Consider the following 18,825-nt stretch of genomic DNA (forward strand, 5'->3'; position numbering starts at 1 on the left):
TCCTGTCTGGTCGCGTCCGCTGTGGCCTGGGTTGCAGCCACAGACAGATGCGCGTCTCAAATGGGTTGAGCAGCGAACGGAAAATCCATTACAAGGACGACAAGAAGCGGCGAATTTTCTTACATGCAGAGCGCATGAAACATTTAGTCATAGAGATGGAATAACCTGCGTCACGGAACGTCTTCCCTAGACTCCGCCCTCTGGCTCCGAGCATTGCCTGCAATGAACATCTCGACATGAACGTACTCGATGAACAACTGCGTGAACTGATTCCCCGGTTACGCCGCTTCGCCGTATCGCTGACACGCAACAGCAGCAGCGCCGACGATCTGGTTCAGGCCAGTCTGGAACGGGCATTGTCGAGTTGGGGTGAAAAACGCGCCGACGGCGACCTGCGCGCCTGGCTGTTTACAATCCTGTACCGGCAGTTTCTCGACGCGCATCGCCGCTCTCGACGCTATGCGCGGATGCTCGAATTTTTCACCGGTCGCGACGACACCGAACCGTCGGTGGAGCGCACAGTGATCGCTCAATCTACCCTGCAAGCCTTCGACCGTTTGCCCACCGAACAGCGCGCGCTGCTGCTGATGGTCTCGGTCGAAGGCCTGTCCTATAAAGAGGTCGCCGAGATTCTCGGCGTCCCGCTCGGCACCGTGATGTCGCGCCTGTCCCGCGCTCGCCAGGCCCTGCGCCAATTGAGCGACGGCGAAATCAGCAGCCCTTCTTTGCGGATACTCAAATGATCAGCCTGCCTCCCAACGAGCGTGATCTGCACGCTTACGTCGACCATCAGCTCAGCGACGCCGACCGGCGTGTGCTGGAAACCTGGCTGGCTAGCCACCCGGACGAAGCGGCGCAGGTTCGTGCCTGGCAGCACGACGCTCAGCAACTGCGTGCAGCGCTGAGCGGTGCGTTGCAGCAACCGGCCAATCCGGCGCTTGATCCGGCAGTGATTCGCCAGCGCCGCCAGCGTCAGTCACGGCGCCATCTGGCCAGCGCGGCGATGCTGCTGATCGCCGTCAGCATCGGTGGCTTCAGTGGTTGGCAGGCACGGGAAATGACCCTCGTGCGCGCCTCGGTGCTACCGATGACCGATGCCTTGCAAGCCTATCGCCTGATTGCCCAGCAAGGCCTGCTTCCGGCCGATTACCAGGTCGACAATGACGGCGACATGCAGCGCTGGCTCGATCGTTATTTCACCCAGGCCAGCCGCTTGCCGGATCTGACGGCGGCCGGGTTCGAACCGGTCAGCGGACGTCTGCTGAGCACCGATGAGGGGCCGGCGGCGATGGTGATGTACGAAGATGACAGCGGCCACAAGGTGAGTTTCTACGTGCGCCCGCCGGGACCGAAAAACACCTTTTTGCCGCGTGGCCGACGCAGCGATGGGGATTTGCAGGCCGAGTATTGGTCGGGCGATGGATACAACTATGCGATGGTCAGCCCGACAGATTTGCCGGCAGCGCAACGGCTCAAGCCGTCGCTACCCTTCTGAACGGGATACCGAGTTCCTGTGGGAGCCAGCCTGCTGGCGATGGCGGTCTGTCAGTCAACTAATGCCTTGGATGCGAAACCGCAATCGCCAGCAGGCTGGCTCCCACAAGTTGTATTTCGACAGCCTGCACTCACTCGGTCACCTCAACGAAAGCGTGGCCGATCAACCCGTCCTCTGGTTACACTGAACCGCCGCGCCTCTGGGCGCGGTTTGACGAACACGGAGACCCGCGAGTGCCTGCCCCACCGCCGAAACGATCCCCCCTGCTGGCGCGCTTGCCGGCATTGCGCCGCTGGCTCGGCAAGGGCGTGCCGGCCAGCGCCGGGCATGACGCCAATGCCCAGGTCATCCGGGATCACTTTCGAAACAAGGCCTGTGAACAGGGTTACACCCTCAGCCACAGCCAGCAGCGCGTCATCGATTGCATGGCGCAACAGGCCAGCCTGTTGTTCGGCGCCAGCGCGCATACGCCACCGAGCCTGTATCTGTTCGGCGCGGTCGGACGCGGCAAGAGCTGGCTGCTCGACGGTTTCTTTCAGGCGCTGCCGATCACCGAGAAACGCCGACTGCATTTCCATCAGTTCTTTGCACAATTGCACGCGGGCATGTTCCGTCATCGCGATCAGGACGATGCGCTGGAGGTCACGCTCGATGAACTGCTGGAAGACTGTCGGGTGCTGTGTTTCGACGAATTCCATGTGCACGACATTGGCGATGCAATGCTCATCACCCGGCTGTTCAAAGCGCTGTTCAAACGGCGGATTCTGCTGCTGGTGACGTCCAATTATCCACCTGAAGGCCTGCTGCCCAACCCGCTGTATCACGCGCGTTTCAAACCGGTGATCGAGCTGATCCATGCGCGCATGCACGTCATGGAAGTGGGCGGTCCGCATGATTACCGCAGCCAGCAGCGGCATTTTCAACATCAAGTGTTTACTCACGGAAATTACGCGTGGCCCGGCACGCCCGCGCAACGCGCAGCACTCGATCTACCGCCCACTGACGCGCAGCCCGTTGCGCTGACCGTCGGCACTCGACAGTTTCAGGCGCGGTTCTGCACGGATCGACGCATCGGTTTCACCTTCAACGATCTGTGCGAACAGCCGACCGCCGTCATGGACTATCTGGAACTGTGTCGACGTTTCGATCATTGGGTCATCGAGGATCTGCCCGAACTGGGCGAATGCCCGATCGCCGCGCAACAGCGCTTCATTAACCTGATCGACGTGCTTTACGACCAGGACAAGCATCTGACACTGATCGGGCGACTGCCACTGCGCGAAAGCCTCGAAGGCGACGCCATCGATCTGGCCCGCACCCGCAGCCGCTTGGGGCAATTGCAAGCCATGCACGACCCGCACTGATACACCACCGATCCCTGTGGGAGCCAGCCTGCTGGCGATGGCGGTGGGACAGGCAGAACATCAGCGACAGAGAGTCAGCTATCGCCAGCAGGCTGGCTCCCACAGGGTTTCGTGGTGCTGAACCGCTTTGCCGTTATCATGTCGCTCCGCGCCGCTCCTTTATCGAAAGCGAACACCGACCATGCACACCCTTGCTCAATTGCGCGCCGGCGAACTGTCGGGCATTACTCGGCTGGATCTCTCGTGTGGCCTGACCGAGTTTCCGCACGAGATTTTTGCTCTGGCCGACACCCTCGAAATCCTCAACCTCAGCGGCAATGCCTTGAGTCGTCTGCCGGATGACTTGCATCGGCTGAGGCGCCTGCGCGTGCTGTTCTGCTCCGACAACCAGTTCACCGAGCTGCCGGCATGTCTCGGCCAGTGCACGGCGCTGACCATGGTCGGGTTCAAGGCCAACCGCATCGCCAGCGTCCCGCCCGCCGCCCTGCCGCCCTTGCTGCGCTGGCTTATTCTCACCGACAACTGCCTCGAGCGTCTGCCGAGCGAACTCGGTGAGCGCCCTGCCCTGCAGAAACTCATGCTCGCCGGCAACCGCTTGCAAGCGCTGCCGCCGTCGCTGAGCCAATGCCATCGGCTGGAACTGATCCGTATCGCCGCCAACCGATTGACCGAGCTGCCGCAGTGGTTGCTGAGCCTGCCGAGCCTGACGTGGCTGGCCTACGCCGGCAACCCGCTGGAAACCGAGGCGGACGCGGCCGCGCTAGAGGCGACCCCGAAAATCGACTGGTCGGCGCTGCATCTGCGACAGCAACTGGGTGAAGGCGCCTCAGGGGTAATCGCGCGCGCGGACTGGCAACATGACGACGGCTCGCTGACCCCGGTGGCGGTGAAGCTGTACAAGGGCGAGATGACCAGCGACGGCTCCCCGCTGCACGAAATGAATGCCTGCATCACCGCCGGCCAGCACACCAATCTGATCCGCATCGAGGGGCGCATCAGTGGCCACCCTGACGGCCAACAAGGTCTGGTGATGCAGTTGATCGATCCGTCGTTTGCCAACCTCGCCGACCTGCCGAGCCTGGATTCCTGCTCGCGCGATGTCTACGCCGCTGATCGCCGCTTCAGCGCCGAGGTTGCGCTGAACGTCGCCAAAGGCATCGCCTCGGCAGCGCAGCATCTGCATCGCCAAGGCATCACCCATGGCGACCTGTATGGGCACAACATTCTGTTGAATCAGCACGGCGATTGCCTGCTCGGCGATTTTGGTGCGGCGTCGTTTCACGCTATCGAGGACAATCCGCAAACGCGCGCGCTGCAACGCATCGAGGTACGTGCCTTCGGAGTTTTGCTTGGGGAATTGCTGGCGCGCGTCGAGAGCGGACTGAGCGATCGGCAGCGGCTGGCGCTCGAGGCGCTGGAGCAGCGTTGCTGTCAGGCGGATGTGCTGGGGCGGCCGGGGTTTGGTGAAGTGATCGAGAGCCTGGAAACACTGTGACCGCTGCGCGGTCAATCGCGAGCAGGCTCACTCCTACAGAGGATTTGTGTGGTTTGCAAATACCCTGTGGGAGCTAGCCCTGCTAGCGATGGGGCCATCACTGACGCCGCAGATCAGCCTGCCAGACCGACGAACATATCCTGCACGTCGTCATGGTTGTCGAGGCCTTCGAGGAACGCTTCGACCTCAGCCATCTGCTCGTCGCTCAGGCCGCTGACCGGGTTTTTCGGCTGGTAGCCGAGCTTGGCCGAGAGCACGGTAAAACCCTGTTCCGGCAGGGCTTTCTGCACCGCATCCAGATCTGTCGGATCGGTCAGGAACAACGTAGCGCCTTCTTCACCCGGCTCGAAATCCTGCGCGCCGGCTTCGATCGCGGCCATTTCCGGATCCGCGTCCGGACTCTCCGGTGCAGCTTCGATCATGCCGACGTGGTTGAACATCCATGCCACCGAACCGGAAGCGCCCAGTTGGCCCTTACGGAAAGCCACACGAATTTCGGCGACGGTGCGGTTGATGTTATCGGTCACGCACTCGACGATCAGCGGCACCTGGTGCGGGGCGAAACCTTCGTAGGTCACGCGATGGTACTGCACCGTCTCACCCAGCAGACCTGCGCCTTTCTTGATCGCGCGGTCGAGGGTTTCTTTAGGCATCGAGGCTTTCTTGGCCTGTTCGACCACCAGACGCAAATGTGCGTTGGTGGCGGTATCGGCACCGTTGCGGGCAGCGATGGTGATTTCCTTCACCAGTTTGCCGAAGATCTTGCCCTTGGCGTTGGCAGCCGCTTCTTTGTGTTTAACCTTCCACTGTGCGCCCATTACTCACTCTCTTTGATCTGTGGCGCCGAGACATCTATTGGCCGACGCGTGGCGGCAAGTTTATACGGCCTAAAGTCGGCAATCGACCAAAAAAACGCAATGCCGAATCGACAACTTCATCAGACCTTGTAGGGGGATTCTGAAAAACGTCTTTGACACGACCATTCCGCTCTGCGGTTTCGTACCCTCTGACTCCCGTATTGCCTGACAGAGCCTGTGCGAATGCTCAATGACAAGGAAAGTCCTTTCACCCTGACCCTGACCGACAGTGGCCTGAGCCTGCCGGTGATGGGTTTCGACGGCGAGGAAGCGCTCAACCAGCCCTATCGTTTCGACCTTGAACTGATCGGCCTCGCCCCCGCCATGGCACCGGGCGCGCTTTTACAGCAACCGGCCTTTCTGCGTCTGGACGAGCGGCACGGGATTCATGGCGTGATCGACAGTGCCAGTTACGAACATCGCGGTACGCACCGGATCGGTTATCGATTGAGCCTGATGCCGCACCTGCAACGCCTGGCACAACCGGATAAGCGCCGGGTGTTCGTGCAATCGAGCGTGCCGCAGATTCTCCAGCAACTGCTCGCTGAAAACGGCTTGGCCGCAGACGATTACCGAATCGAAATGACGGTCGGTCATTACCCGCTGCGGCCATTTTGCATTCAGTACGAGGAAAGCGATCTGGCGCTGCTCAACCGGCTCTGCGAAGAAGAAGGCATTCACTATCACTTCGAACACCGCGCCGACGGTCACGTTGCAGTGTTCGCCGATGACAGCCTGAGCCTGCCGCAAACGCCGGTATCAGTGCCGTTCAAGGCCGGCGAACAGACGCCTTCGCCCTGCATCAGCGCGCTGTACCAGCACCATCACGCTGCACCGATCTGCGCGTTGCGAACGGTGCGCGATCGCGGCCAACCGGCCAGCAGCGACGCGGCGGCCAATCAACGAATGGCCGATCCACCGCCCAGACCTGCACCTGAACAGCGCCACCATGAACAGCGCAGCCGCCGTCATCTGGAGCGCCAGCGCGGCCAGCAGCGCACGATCAACGGCCGCAGCGACCAGAGCGGTTTGTTCAGCGGCGATCTGCTGCAAGTCTCGGCGCATCCGATCAGCCATTTCAACGAGCAATGGCGAATCACAGCGATCCGTCATCGTGGGCAGCATCCATCGATTCTCGACCCGAGCCCCAGCGTACACCGCTACCACAACGATTTCCGTGCGCAGCCCTGGGCGAGCGATTTTCGCCCGGCGCTCAAACAACCGCGGCCGAGCATTGCCGGTTTTCATCTGGCCCGGGTCGTGGGCAGCACCGGGCAACCGGCGCAAATGGACGAACACGGTCGGGTCGCCATCAGTCTGTGGCCGGCGGCGCAGGCGCCAATGCACGATAGCGACACGCTCTGGCTGCCCGTCGCCATGACGCGCACTCAGCGCCGCCTTGCGCCGGCCGATCTGCCCTGCGCCGGCAGTGAAGTGTGGGTGAGTTTCCTCGATGGCGATCCGGATCGGCCGATCCTGTGCCTGGGCAATTCACCCGAGCCGGCGCCCCGCCCGCCACCGCCGGCACGCGACAACGGCTTGTTGCTCGACTGGCTGCTCAACCGCGCTGAACCGTGACCGGCGCACTCAGCCTTTGTCGGCCAGGGCAAAAGCCTTGTGTAGTCGGCACTGGCGTAATCGCTAGCAGGCTAGCTCCCACAGGGATTTTGCGTCGTTCACAAACCCTGTGGGAGCCAGCCTGCTGGCGATCGCAGGCGCCGCGGTCTGTCAGGCTGGCGCCAGATCGAAAAACGCCTGAATCAAGCGCAATTCCCGCCGCCGTTCCATGCAGCCGATCAGGTGCTGATTGACCAGCCCTGCCCCGCCAATCGGAATCGCCACCACCCGTGGGTCGTGGCTGACTTCCACCGAGGACACCACGCCCACGCCCAACTCGGCGGCGACGGCTTCGGTCACCGCTTCGCGACTGTCGAGTTCCAGCAGCACGCGCGGCTGGATCGACGCCTGCGCGCAAGCCCGATCAAAGGTGCGCCGGGTAATCGAGCTCGGCTCACGCAACACCATGATCACCTGATCAAGCTCTTTGAGCGGCACTTCCCCATCGCGCAGTGCCCACGGGTGTCCGGCCGGCACCAGAGCGCAGATCCGCGATTCGCTCAGGCCTTGCAAATGCAGCCCTTTGCGCGGCTCCACCTCAGTCAGCACCGCGACATCCGCATGTTCTGACAACAATGCCGCCAGGGTTTCCTGCGCATTGCCCAGGCGCAGATTCACCGTAACGCCGGGATACCGCGCACGAAGGCTGGCGAGCATCGGCATCACCAGGTGCGGGCCGTCCGCTGCGACCTCAAGCCGACCGGTGAGCAATTGCCGATTGGCTTCGAGCATCGTCTGCGCCTCATCCGCCAGGCCGAACATCGCGCGGGTGATCGCCGCGAGTCGGGTGCCCTCCTCCGTCAGCTCCACCCGACGCGCGGTGCGCCGCAACAAGGTGATCTGGTAGTGCTCCTCCAGCGCCTTGATGTGCCCGGTGACCGCTGGCTGGCTGATGAACAAGCGCGCAGCGGCGCGGGTGAAGCTGCCTTCACGGGCGACGGCGTCGAAGGCGCGCAACTGGAACAGGTTCATGAATAACCCTCACTGATGGCTGGCATAACAATAAACAATTTGATTGATGCAACGGTGAATTGCAACGTATGCCCCGTAGCTTCATCCCCCAGCACAACCCAAGGACACCTGCATGCGTAACGCCGAACCCATCCTGCTCACCCCCGGCCCGTTGACCACTTCGGCCCGCACGCGCCAGGCCATGATGGTCGACTGGGGTTCCTGGGATGACCGCTTCAATCAACTGACCGCCAGCCTGTGCGAGCAATTGCTGGCGATCGTCAATGGCGCCACGACCCACCACTGCGTGCCATTGCAGGGCAGCGGCACCTTCGCCGTCGAAGCGGCCATCGGCACGCTGGTACCGCGAGACGGCAAAATACTGGTGCTGATCAACGGTGCCTACGGCAAACGGCTGGCAAACATCTGCGAAGTGCTCGGGCGCTCGTTCAGCACCTTCGAAACCGCCGAGGACGAGCCGACCACGGCCGCCGACGTCGACCGTCTGCTGCGCGCCGACAGCTCAATCACCCACGTTGCGCTGATCCACTGCGAAACCAGCACCGGTATTCTCAACCCGCTGGCGGAGATCGCTCTGGTCGTCGAGCAACACGGCAAACGCCTGATCATCGACGCCATGAGCTCGTTCGGCGCGCTGCCGGTGGATGCGCAGAAGGTGCCGTTCGATGCGCTGATCGCAGCCTCCGGCAAATGTCTGGAAGGCGTACCGGGGATGGGCTTTGTCTTCGCGCGCAAAGCATCACTGGCCGCTGCCGCCGGCAATTCGCATTCATTGGCGATGGATCTGTTCGACCAGCACACCTACCTGCAGAAGACCGGGCAATGGCGCTTCACCCCGCCGACCCACGTGGTCGCGGCGCTGCACGAAGCCTTGCAGCAATACAGCGAAGAAGGTGGCCTGCCGGCGCGGCATGCGCGCTATGCCGCCAACTGCCAGGCGCTGATGGAAGAGATGGCCAGACTCGGTTTGCGCAGCTTTCTGCCGGCAGCCATTCAGGCACCGATCATTGCCACGTTCCATGCGCCGAATGACCCGCGTTATCAGTTCAAGGACTTCTACGAACGGGTCAAGGCCAAGGGTTACATCCTTTATCCCGGCAAGTTGACCCAATTGGAAACCTTCCGCATCGGCTGTATCGGCCACGTCACCCCGGACGACATGCGCCTGGCTGTCGCGGCTGTCGGTGAAGTGCTGCGCGAGATGGAAGTGCTCGATATCTGAACCCTACACAAATCCCCTGTAGGAGTGAGCCTGCTCGCGATAGCGGTCGTACATTAAACATCTTCGTCGACTGACACGACCTCATCGCGAGCAGGCTCACTCCTACATTTGAAGCGCATTTCAACTCAGGAATTCTGTTGCCATGAACTACACCCAACCAACCAAGCTGCAAGCCGCCATCCTCGACTGGGCCGGCACCGTTGTCGATTTCGGCTCGTTCGCACCGACGCAGATTTTCGTCGAGGCGTTCGCCGAGTTCGACGTGCAGGTGTCCATCGAAGAAGCCCGAGGTCCAATGGGCATGGGCAAATGGGACCACATCCGCACGCTGTGCGATCAGCCGCAAGTCGCCGAGCGCTATCGCAAGGCGTTCGGCCGCACGCCGACCGACGATGATGTCACTGCCATCTATAACCGCTTCATGCCACTGCAGATCGAAAAAATCGCCGAGCACTCGGCGCTGATTCCTGGCGCGCTGGAGACCATCGCCAGCCTGCGCGAGCAAGGCATCAAGATCGGTTCCTGCTCGGGTTACCCGAAACAGGTGATGGACAAGGTTGTCGAACTGGCCGCGCGCAACGGTTATGTCGCCGACCATGTGGTCGCCACCGATGAAGTGCCGAACGGTCGCCCATGGCCGGCGCAAGCGCTGGCCAACGTCATTGCGCTGGGCATCGATGACGTCGCGGCCTGCGTGAAGATCGACGACACCGTGCCGGGCATTCTCGAAGGCCGCCGCGCCGGAATGTGGACCGTCGCGCTGATCTGCTCGGGCAATGCGCTGGGGCTCGATTATCAGGATTTCCGCGCCTTGGGCAGCGATGATCTGGCCAGCGAGCGCAAGCGTATCCACGCATTGTTCGCAGGCTCGCGCCCGCATTACATGATCGACACCATCAGCGACTTGCCCGAAGTGATTGCCGACATCAACCAGCGGCTGGCCAAGGGTGAAATGCCGCAGCAACATTGATTGCGCCGAAACGAACACCGCTGACTGTTCAGGGAGTCAGCGGTGTTTTCGTATTTCAAAGGCGAGTACTGTTCAAGAAACAACAACTTTTAATTTCCGAACTTACTCAGAGATCAGATTGCCTGCGGCGTCATAGGCAAGTCCATCCGGATACTTGATACTTCCATCCGGAAACTTTGTTGTTCCATCTGCCCAGACAATATGTCCATCAGCATATTCAATTGTGTCATCGGGCCAGACGATTCGTCCGTCAGGGTACTGCACCCGACCATCCTGGTGCTGAATGATGCCATCGGGACGCGTAACCGACGTTTTATCCGCATCGATCAGGCTACCGTCCGGCAATGTCGTCGAGCCATCCTGATGAGTCGTGGCGCCAAATGTCTGGATCAAGGCAATCAAAGCTATCGGATCAATATTGACGTTAACTGTCGGCCACGGCATTGGCGGTCGTTTCGTGCTGACCGGATCGGTCGGGCTGGTCGGGGTTACAGGTTTGGTGGGTGCCACCGGCCGGGTTGGCGCTACAGGCTTGGTTGGCGTCACCGGACGGGTTGGCGCTACGGGTTTGGTCGGCGTTGTCGGACGGGTTGGCGCTACGGGTTTGGTCGGCGTTGTCGGGCGGGTTGGCGCTACGGGTTTGGTCGGCGTTGTCGGGCGGGTTGGCGTTACGGGTTTGATCGGCGTTGTCGGGCGGGTTGGCGTTACGGGTTTGATCGGCGTTGTCGGGCGGGTTGGCGTTACGGGTTTGATCGGCGTTGTCGGGCGGGTCGGCGTGACAGGCTTGGGTGGGGTAACGGAGGGCCGCGGCCGCGGGACAGGCGCCTTGGCCATCGCCTTTTTTACAGTATATCCATTTGCTTTGCGGGAAAATAAGTTAGTTCTCATAATTATTAAACTCATGCAATTAAAGTTGGTAACCGTGACCCTTGAAAACCCATTCAAGAACCTGGAGCAAACAGTATCCATCATGCTCAACCAACTCAAACACCAAGCAAACACAAGATATAAACAACAAACCGTTACATACATTTATTACAAAAACGCCGATAACTTTTAATCGAAATCAATCTAAAACAACCAAGACTGATCTTCGCTACATTTCCTGCCCCGGCTACAAAAAACATGAATAGCTCGGTAGAAACATCGCTTGAGGTTTAGAGTTGATACAGGTCGTCGGTTACTGGCTCATCGGCCTGCATGCGCTGGCGGGGATTTATCACCATTACGTGGTGCGCAATAACACGTTGCTGCGGATGATGCCCAAGCGCGGCTGAGCGTCAGCGGCCGGCAAGCATGGCGCGCCGGCCCTGCAAGCCACCGCTGTGCACGAACAGCAGCCGCGTGCCCGGCGCAAACCGGCCGGCCTCGACCTGCTGCTTGAGCGCCAGCAAGGCCTTGCCTGTGTACAGCGGCTCCAGCGGCACACCGCTGGCCTGTTCGGTCTGCTCGATGAACGCCAGCAAGGCCGGATCGATTTTGGCAAAACCGCCCCGACTGGCATCGAACAAGGTGTATCCGCCGCAGCCCTGCCCGGCCGGGTGCAGAATCGATTCGATTTGCGCCGCCACGCCGTGATCTTCCGGCACCGCCAACGCACCATAAACGTGTCTCGCACCGGCCTCGGCGAGCACCAGCCCGGCCAGTGTCGTACCGGTGCCGCAGGCCAGCCACCAGGCGTGAAAATCGCTCCAGCCCAGCGCCGCCAACTGCGTTGGCGCCTGAGAATGAATGGCCGCACAGCCGCGTGCGCCGGCCAATCCCCCGCCACCCTCCGGCACCGCATACAGCTGTGGATATTGCGCCTGCCAAGGCTCCCAGAATCCAGACTCGTTACGGGCGCGATAGCCGCTGTAACCCAACCAGTGCAGTTGCATACCGAACGCCTGCAAATCCTCCACTGTCGGCGTTTGCTGCGCATGTCCGCGCAACAGGCCGACCGTGGCGAACCCCAAGCGCTGGCCCGCCGCTGCCAGCGCATGCAGGTGATTGGAATGCGCACCGCCGAGGCTGATGATGCCCTCGGCGCCGGCACGCTCGGCTGCGTTAAGGTGTTCTGTGAGTTTGAACCATTTGTTGCCGCTGATCAGCGGGTCGATCTGGTCGAGCCGCAGGATCGCCACTTCGATGCCGGCAGCGCTGAGCCAGTCCAGGCGAAGGTGTTCGAGAGGGGCTTGGGGTAGCCAGTTGGCGGGGGGCGAAAGCATGGGTGCCGGCTCTGTAGCAAAGAGCCGGCATCTTAACAGCCAGGCGTTAAAAATCTGCCAGCGTACGCCAGTCCCTGTAGAAGCGAGCCTGCTCGCGAAAGCGTCGTATCAGGCGACTTATAAACTGACTGACATTGCGCCTTCGCGAGCAGGCTCACTCCTACAGGTCCGGCGCTGAGCTCAAAGCTCAGCGGCCAGCCGCGAGCCTTGATTGATTGCGCGCTTGGCATCCAATTCTGCCGCCACATCGGCGCCGCCGATCAAATGCACGTTCTGCCCCGCCTCGACCAAGCCATCATGCAATTCGCGCAGCGGATCCTGCCCCGCGCAAATCACGATGTTGTCCACCGCCAGCACTTGCGGCTCACCGGTTTCGCCGATGCGGATGTGCAGCCCATCGTCATCGATGCCGAGGTATTCGACACTGTTGAGCATCTGCACCTGCTTGTTCTTCAGACCGGTACGGTGAATCCAGCCGGTGGTTTTACCGAGGCCGTCGCCGACCTTGGTTTTCTTGCGCTGCAACAGGAACACCTCGCGCGCCGGTGCATGCGGCGCAGCTTTGATGCCGGCAACACCACCGCGGGCCTCAAGTTGCGTATCGATGCCCCACTCCTTCCAGAAGGCCGCGCGATCCTGACTGGTCGCCACCCCTTGATGGACAAGGAATTCCGAAACGTCAAAACCGATACCGCCAGCGCCGATGACGGCCACGCGTTTGCCTACCGGTTTACGCTCGAGAATCACGTCCAGGTAGCTCAGCACCTTGGCATGCTCGACCCCCGGGATCGCCGGTACACGCGGGGCGATGCCCGTGGCGAGAATGATCTCGTCGTAACCGCCCTCAAGCAGTTTCGCCACGTCGACGCGGGTGTTCAGGCACACCTCGACATGGGTGGTCTGCAACTTGCGCTTGAAGTAACGCAGGGTTTCAAAAAACTCTTCCTTGCCCGGCACACGTTTGGCGATGTTGAATTGGCCACCGATTTCGCTGGCCGAATCGAACAGCGTCACCTGATGGCCACGCTCGGCGGCCACGGTCGCGGCGGACAAACCGGCAGGGCCGGCACCGACCACGGCGATCTTCTTGATCTGTTGCACCGGTAGGTAATTCAGCTCGGTTTCATGACAGGCGCGCGGGTTGACCAGGCAACTGGTGAGCTTGCCGCCGAAGGTGTGATCGAGGCACGCCTGGTTGCAGCCGATGCAGGTGTTGATTTCGTCGGCTCGGCCTTCAGCGGTCTTGTTGACGAAATCCGGATCGGCAAGGAACGGCCGCGCCATCGAGACCATGTCGGCATCGCCCTCGGCGAGAATCTGCTCGGCGATTTCCGGGGTGTTGATGCGGTTGGTGGTGATCAGCGGAATGCTCACCGAGCCGCGCAGCTTGGCCGTGACTTTACTGAATGCAGCGCGCGGCACTTTGGTGGCGATGGTCGGAATTCGCGCTTCGTGCCAGCCGATCCCGGTGTTGATAATGGTCGCGCCGGCCTGCTCGATGGCTTTGGCCAGGGTGACGATTTCGTCCCAGGTGCTGCCGCCCTCGACCAGATCGAGCATCGACAGACGGAAGATAATGATGAAGTTCGGGCCCACCGCTTCGCGCACCCGGCGCACGATTTCCACCGGCAGGCGCATGCGGTTTTCGTAGCTGCCGCCCCAACGGTCGGTGCGGTGGTTGGTGTGCGCGGCGAGGAACTGGTTAATGAAATAACCTTCGGAGCCCATGATTTCGACGCCGTCGTACTCGGCAGCCTGCGCCAGCACCGAACAGGTAACGAAATCGGTGATCTGCTTCTCGATGCCTTCCTCGTCCAGCTCCTTGGGCTTGAACGGGTTGATCGGCGCCTGGATTGCACTCGGCGCGACCTGCTTCGGGCTGTAGGCATAACGGCCGGCGTGAAGAATCTGCATGCAGATCTTGCCGCCGGCCTCGTGCACCGCGCGGGTGACGATACGGTGCTTGAGCGCTTCCTCTTCGGTGGTCAGCTTGGCTGCGCCGGAATACACCCCGCCCTCGTCGTTAGGGCCGATACCGCCAGTGACCATCAGGCCGACACCGCCACGCGCACGTTCGGCAAAGTACGCCGCCATGCGCTCGAAACCGCCGGGTTTCTCTTCAAGGCCAGTGTGCATCGAGCCCATCAGGGTGCGGTTGCGCAGCGTGGTGAATCCCAGGTCCAGCGGGGCCAACAGGTGCGGGTAATGAGCGGCGGTCATCGGTAACTCCACAACGAGCGATCACGGAAAAGTTGCGAGCGCTCTGCGGCGCGCGTCATTCATGTTCGACAGACTAAGAGCCGCCTTGCTGTGGCTCAATGACCGTAACTGACAACTTATTGATCCAAATGCGCAGCGCCCCTTGGCAATCTCGGCCATGCGCCCTACCCTAGTCGCCATACCCTGCACCCGGTCGTTGTTGGTTTTCATGCGCAAACTTTTGTACCTGACGTTTTCCATGGCCCTTGTGGCTGCCCTCACCACCTACGCAATGTGGGCGGCGGACCGGCCGGCCGGGCATTACCTGTCGGACCTGCGCATAAAACTGGCGGTCGACCAGGGCACACCCGCCGACCGCGGCAATCTGTTGGGCATCCAGCCCGAACTGTTTCCCACCGACTATCAAAGCCCCGAACGCCTGCACCGCAAACTCGCCGCCTATTTGCAGCAAGCGCAGGATCAAGGCTTGCTGAACGAGAAAACCGTCGTGGTCTTGCCGGAAAACATCGGCACCTGGCTGCTGCTCAGCGGCGAAAAAGACGAGCTGTATCAAGCCCCGACCGTTGACGAGGCGATGAACTGGCTAGCGGCAAGCAATCCGTTGTTGTTCGCTCGCGCCTGGCTGCGCGCCAGCGGCAATGACCGTCTCAATGACGCCCATCTGCGCATGAAAGCCAAGTCCATGGCCAAGCAATACCAGGCGCTGTTCGGCGGTCTGGCCAAGGAATTTCGCGTGACCCTGGTGGCCGGCTCGATCGTATTGCCGGAGCCGGAGATTCGCGATGGACGGCTCAGACCGGGCAGTGGCTCGCTCTACAACAGCAGCGTGGTGTTCGGCCGCGACGGCGTGCCACTTGGCCAGCCGCAGCGCCAGATGCACCCCGTGTTCGCTCAGCGTGACGTGATACAGGCCGAGGACAAAGAGCGCATCAACGTGGTCGACACCCCGGCGGGACGTCTCGGCGTGTTGATCGGCAGCGACAGTTGGTACCCACAGAACTACCGCACGCTCGACGAGCAAAACGCGAAGTTGGTGGCGGTGCCGGCGCAGTTATTCGGCCAGAATGCCTGGAACCAGCCGTGGCGCGGGTACAAAGGCTCAAGCACGCCCGGTTCGGTAAGCCTCAAGCCCGGTGAAGTCACTGAAGGCCAGGCCTGGCATCGCCTGACCCTCACCGCCCAGCCACCGAGCAGTCGGGCGATTGCCGGCATCAGCGTATTTCTGCACGGGCAATTCTGGGACAAGACCAGCTCCGGCCAAAGCTTCCTCAGCAGCAACGGTCAGCATTTTGCCGATGGCGATGCCCGTGGCGCGCGTCTGCTGAATATCTGGTTGTAAGCCATGAAGCCCCAGCCGATGCGCCTTGGTGATCTGTCGGTAGGCTTCGTTCACAGCCTCGACGACGCCGTGCGCAGTCATGGCCTCGACCCACAGCCACTGCTGGAACAATACGGCCTCGACGCAGCACGATTGGCCGAAGCCGGCGCGCGCTTGTCGATCCCTCGCTACATGCGCCTGGGCCACGCAGCGATTCAGTTGACTGGCGATGCAGCGCTGGGTTTGCGCATGGGCCAGCTCAGTCGTCTGAGCCAGGCCGGCCTCGCTGGTGTCACCGCGGCGCAAGCGCCGACCGTGCGCGAAGCTGCGCGCTGCCTGATCCGTTTCGAACCCTTGTACGGCTCGAACTATCGCGGCCAGTCGAGCTTTCACGAAGATGCTCACGGCGCGTGGCTGCGCTTCTATTCGATCAGCCCGTACAACGCTTACAACCGCTTTGTCGTCGATTCAATCGTGGCAGGCTGGCTCAATCAGCTCTCCTCCGTGAGCCGTCAGCCGCTGCGGGCCGAGCGCATCGAGATCGAATTTTCCGAGCCCGATTATCGCCAGGCCTACAGCTCGCTCGGCGATTGCCCGATCCAGTTTGGTGCCGAGGGCAACCAATTACGCCTGAATCTGGACAGCCTTGCGCAGCGCAACCCCGAGCATTGCCCCAGTACCTGGCGGCATCTGCTGCAGCTGTGTGAACGGGAACTTGAGCAACTGACGCGAACCCGCAGCCTGCGCGAACGCATCACGCAATTGCTTGGGCCGCTGCTTAACGGTGGCCGCGAACCGGACCTGGAAGAAGTCGCGGCACGCCTGAAACTGCCGACCTGGACACTGCGACGCAAACTGGCCGAGGAAGGCACGCAATTTCGCGCCATCCTCAACGACACGCGCAGGGATCTGGCGATGACCTACATCCGCGACACCGAACTGGCCTTCGGCGAGATTGCTTACCTGCTCGGTTTTGCTTCAGCCGAAGCATTCCAGCGAGCGTTCAAGCGCTGGAGCGGCCAGACGCCGGGCGAGTTTCGCCGCAGTCATCGCATACGGGCTTGAATCAGCTGCAAGTTTCAAGCTGCAAGCTGCAAGCTGCAAGCTGCAAGCCGAAGCTTAAAGCTCGGTTGCGTCGTCTGCGGGTTCGGGTTGATCCAGTTCGTAGGCTTGGTATTCGAGCAGTTCTTCTTGATATTCATCCATCGTAAAATCCCCCAACCGCTCGCTATGAAAAATGGCCTGATCAATCGACCTGTGCCCCGAGCATAAAGTGCCCCTATGAAGGAACAGTGAAACGTGGCCTTCATGAATAAAACGTAGCAGGTGGTTGGGGATTTATCGTGGTGGGATTGTCAGGGGAATGTAACCAGATATAGCCGGGCGCAAATCAGTTAGGAGTGAACCTGCTCGCGATAACGTCAGACCTGTCAACATTATGCTGGCTGATCCAACGCTATCGCGAGCAGGCTCACTCCTACAGGGGATTGCGGTTATTGACCGGACGCAGGCATCGCCGGAATCGGCTCGGACGGCGGCGGAATGTCCGGGTTTGCTGGCGGTGTGATGGTTTCGCTGGCCGGCGCTGGCTCTTCAACGGGCGCTGGCGTAATCGGCGCCGGCTCCGCAGGCGGCGCCACCGGCTGGGAATCGACTGGCGCGGTTTCCGCCGGAGCTGGCGCAGGCTCAGCAGCAGGTGCAGGCGCAGGCGTTGCCGCAGGTTCCGCTGCCGGTGTCGGCACCAACGGCGCGGGTGCCGGTGCAGGCGTCGCTTTCGCTTCAGGCACACCGAGGTCAGCCTTGGGCTTCTCCTCGATATGCGCCGCCTTCTTCGCATCCGCCGGCAGGAACTGTTCGACCAGGGTGAAGAACCGCTCGTAGAACTTCTGCGCAGTCACCGTTTCACTGGCGACCTTGACCATCGAATCGTCAGACGAGCCGATCGGCATCGACACCGAGCCCAACACACCTACGCCGAGACTGGCCGAGTTGTTGGTCTTCTTCAGCGCATAGCGATCCTGCAAGGCATTGGCAAACATCGTCGCATGGTGCCCGGCGCTGCCGTCATCGGCGCAGACCACATTGAAGCTGATCTCCATGTGGGTATCGCCGGTCTGCTGGAAGCTCTTGTGCCCGCTGACCAGTTTCGGATCGCTGCTGGTAATGATGTAGCCCTGACTGAGCAACGCCCGCCGCGCCGCTTCGCAACTGGCCACATCCGTCACCGGATAATTGCGCGAAAACGTACCGGAGTCATCGAAGTTCTCGTGCTCATACATCGGCTTGTCTTTCGAACAGCCGGCAATGGCAGCCAACAACAGCGCCAACCCGGCTACACGCAAGGGAATGGAAATCAACATTGAACATCCTGAGAGAAAACAGTCCGGGGCGTATTGTGCAACAGATCGCAACCCCGCGGCGCATGGAATAGTGTCTTGAAACGGTTACAACTTCAATTCGAGGCTCATCACACGCGCGCTGGCGCGCCAGCACAGAAAGATTGAGTGCAAGAGGGAAGGATCGTTCACTGTACGGCCTGCCTGCGCCGCCAAGTTAGCTCCAGAGTTTCAATCGGGTACATCGGCCATGGAGTGGTCGACTGTCACGCCGCCATCGCTTGCAGGCAAGCTCCCACAAGGGATCGGGTGCACCACAAGGCCACGTGTCAGCTTACCCGCTGTTGATCTTGATTCACTGCCAACGGTTCAAGGTCAAAAGCAAAAGCCCCTCACCCTAGCCCTCCCGAAACGTCGGACCGCCCGTAGGGAGAGGGGACTGATCGGGGTGGATGCGAAAGGTACGCCGACCTGGAATATCGAGTCGAACACAAGTTTTGAACGGCCCACAAACCGGCCCCCTCTCCCTCGGGAGAGGGCTGGGGTGAGGGGCAGCCACACCACCAATCCCAAGCCAGCCACCCATCTCTAACCACTCAACAATGAGCGTTAGCTCGAGTGCTTTTGATCTTGATCTTGCCTAACCAGCGACATCGGAAGGCTGAGCGGAGGGATTGATCCGGGCGTGGGAGCGCAGCGACCGTCTGGCGCAGCCAGACACAGCGGAAGGAGGTGCAGCGCAGCAAACCGTA

General features: G+C 61.2%; 16 protein-coding genes and 1 pseudogene. 11 read left to right on the top strand and 6 right to left on the bottom strand.

Translation table 11 applies throughout. The features are described from left to right. Nucleotides 1-236 precede the first annotated feature (236 nt). From ACYYKW_RS21715 to ACYYKW_RS21730, 4 genes are all read left to right on the top strand, one after another. Nucleotides 237-743, top strand: a complete 507-nt coding sequence (locus ACYYKW_RS21715; RefSeq protein ID WP_093100481.1) for a sigma-70 family RNA polymerase sigma factor — start codon at nucleotides 237-239, stop codon at nucleotides 741-743. Then, nucleotides 740-1,495, top strand: coding sequence for an anti-sigma factor family protein (locus ACYYKW_RS21720; protein ID WP_093100479.1), 756 nt, complete (start codon nucleotides 740-742; stop codon nucleotides 1,493-1,495). The genes ACYYKW_RS21715 and ACYYKW_RS21720 overlap by 4 nt, the downstream gene beginning before the upstream one ends. A 233-nt stretch (nucleotides 1,496-1,728) precedes the next feature. Beyond that, nucleotides 1,729-2,859 (top strand): cell division protein ZapE, encoded by a 1,131-nt coding sequence (zapE, locus tag ACYYKW_RS21725; protein WP_464991126.1) that lies wholly within the window; start codon nucleotides 1,729-1,731, stop codon nucleotides 2,857-2,859. 181 nt (nucleotides 2,860-3,040) lie between these two features. Beyond that, complete coding sequence (locus ACYYKW_RS21730) at nucleotides 3,041-4,354, top strand: leucine-rich repeat-containing protein kinase family protein (RefSeq protein ID WP_464991127.1); 1,314 nt, start codon at nucleotides 3,041-3,043, stop codon at nucleotides 4,352-4,354. A gap of 113 nt (nucleotides 4,355-4,467) precedes the next feature. Here the strand turns inward: ACYYKW_RS21730 and ACYYKW_RS21735 are convergent, their stop codons facing one another. Continuing rightward, entirely contained in the window at nucleotides 4,468-5,172 is a 705-nt protein-coding gene (locus tag ACYYKW_RS21735; protein ID WP_093100472.1) for a YebC/PmpR family DNA-binding transcriptional regulator, read from the bottom strand. A gap of 222 nt (nucleotides 5,173-5,394) precedes the next feature. On the opposite strand from ACYYKW_RS21735, the gene ACYYKW_RS21740 reads away from it, so the two are divergent. Beyond that, nucleotides 5,395-6,789: a type VI secretion system Vgr family protein gene (locus ACYYKW_RS21740; RefSeq protein ID WP_464991128.1), complete on the top strand. Its 1,395-nt coding sequence runs from the start codon at nucleotides 5,395-5,397 to the stop codon at nucleotides 6,787-6,789. 150 nt (nucleotides 6,790-6,939) lie between these two features. On the opposite strand, the gene ACYYKW_RS21745 is transcribed toward ACYYKW_RS21740, so the two are convergent. Further along, nucleotides 6,940-7,800: a LysR substrate-binding domain-containing protein gene (locus ACYYKW_RS21745; protein ID WP_464991129.1), complete on the bottom strand. Its 861-nt coding sequence runs from the start codon at nucleotides 7,798-7,800 to the stop codon at nucleotides 6,940-6,942. A 112-nt stretch (nucleotides 7,801-7,912) separates the two neighbouring features. Between ACYYKW_RS21745 and ACYYKW_RS21750 the strand changes: the two genes are divergently transcribed. Both ACYYKW_RS21750 and phnX read left to right on the top strand, forming a co-directional pair. Continuing rightward, entirely contained in the window at nucleotides 7,913-9,022 is a 1,110-nt protein-coding gene (locus ACYYKW_RS21750) for a 2-aminoethylphosphonate--pyruvate transaminase (RefSeq protein WP_093100466.1), read from the top strand. A 142-nt stretch (nucleotides 9,023-9,164) separates the two neighbouring features. Then, complete coding sequence (phnX, locus tag ACYYKW_RS21755; protein WP_093100464.1) at nucleotides 9,165-9,992, top strand: phosphonoacetaldehyde hydrolase; 828 nt, start codon at nucleotides 9,165-9,167, stop codon at nucleotides 9,990-9,992. Nucleotides 9,993-10,094: 102 nt separating this feature from the next. Here the strand turns inward: phnX and ACYYKW_RS21760 are convergent, their stop codons facing one another. After that, nucleotides 10,095-10,436, bottom strand: coding sequence for a hypothetical protein (locus tag ACYYKW_RS21760; protein WP_464991130.1), 342 nt, complete (start codon nucleotides 10,434-10,436; stop codon nucleotides 10,095-10,097). Here ACYYKW_RS21760 and ACYYKW_RS21765 point away from each other — a divergent pair. Further along, complete coding sequence (locus tag ACYYKW_RS21765) at nucleotides 10,411-11,052, top strand: hypothetical protein (protein WP_464991131.1); 642 nt, start codon at nucleotides 10,411-10,413, stop codon at nucleotides 11,050-11,052. The two genes, ACYYKW_RS21760 and ACYYKW_RS21765, sit on opposite strands and share 26 nt — an antisense overlap. A gap of 103 nt (nucleotides 11,053-11,155) precedes the next feature. Beyond that, nucleotides 11,156-11,269: pseudogene (locus ACYYKW_RS21770) on the top strand (cytochrome B); the annotation flags it as partial. A 3-nt stretch (nucleotides 11,270-11,272) separates the two neighbouring features. On the opposite strand, the gene ACYYKW_RS21775 reads toward ACYYKW_RS21770, so the two are convergent. Both ACYYKW_RS21775 and ACYYKW_RS21780 read right to left on the bottom strand, forming a co-directional pair. Next, nucleotides 11,273-12,199, bottom strand: coding sequence for a 1-aminocyclopropane-1-carboxylate deaminase/D-cysteine desulfhydrase (locus ACYYKW_RS21775; RefSeq protein ID WP_464991132.1), 927 nt, complete (start codon nucleotides 12,197-12,199; stop codon nucleotides 11,273-11,275). Between the two features lie 180 nt (nucleotides 12,200-12,379). Continuing rightward, nucleotides 12,380-14,419, bottom strand: a complete 2,040-nt coding sequence (locus ACYYKW_RS21780) for a 2,4-dienoyl-CoA reductase FMN-binding domain-containing protein (protein WP_464991133.1) — start codon at nucleotides 14,417-14,419, stop codon at nucleotides 12,380-12,382. A 208-nt stretch (nucleotides 14,420-14,627) separates the two neighbouring features. On the opposite strand from ACYYKW_RS21780, the gene ACYYKW_RS21785 reads away from it, so the two are divergent. Then, a complete protein-coding gene (locus ACYYKW_RS21785; protein WP_336355968.1) occupies nucleotides 14,628-15,758 on the top strand; it encodes a nitrilase-related carbon-nitrogen hydrolase in 1,131 nt (376 codons plus the stop codon). A 3-nt stretch (nucleotides 15,759-15,761) separates the two neighbouring features. Continuing rightward, complete coding sequence (locus ACYYKW_RS21790) at nucleotides 15,762-16,802, top strand: AraC family transcriptional regulator (RefSeq protein WP_464991134.1); 1,041 nt, start codon at nucleotides 15,762-15,764, stop codon at nucleotides 16,800-16,802. Nucleotides 16,803-17,230: 428 nt separating this feature from the next. Here ACYYKW_RS21790 and ACYYKW_RS21795 read toward each other — a convergent pair whose 3' ends face one another. Beyond that, nucleotides 17,231-18,097: a DUF2242 domain-containing protein gene (locus ACYYKW_RS21795; RefSeq protein ID WP_464991135.1), complete on the bottom strand. Its 867-nt coding sequence runs from the start codon at nucleotides 18,095-18,097 to the stop codon at nucleotides 17,231-17,233. Nucleotides 18,098-18,825 lie beyond the last annotated feature (728 nt).

The organism is Pseudomonas sp. 15C, assembly GCF_055484735.1.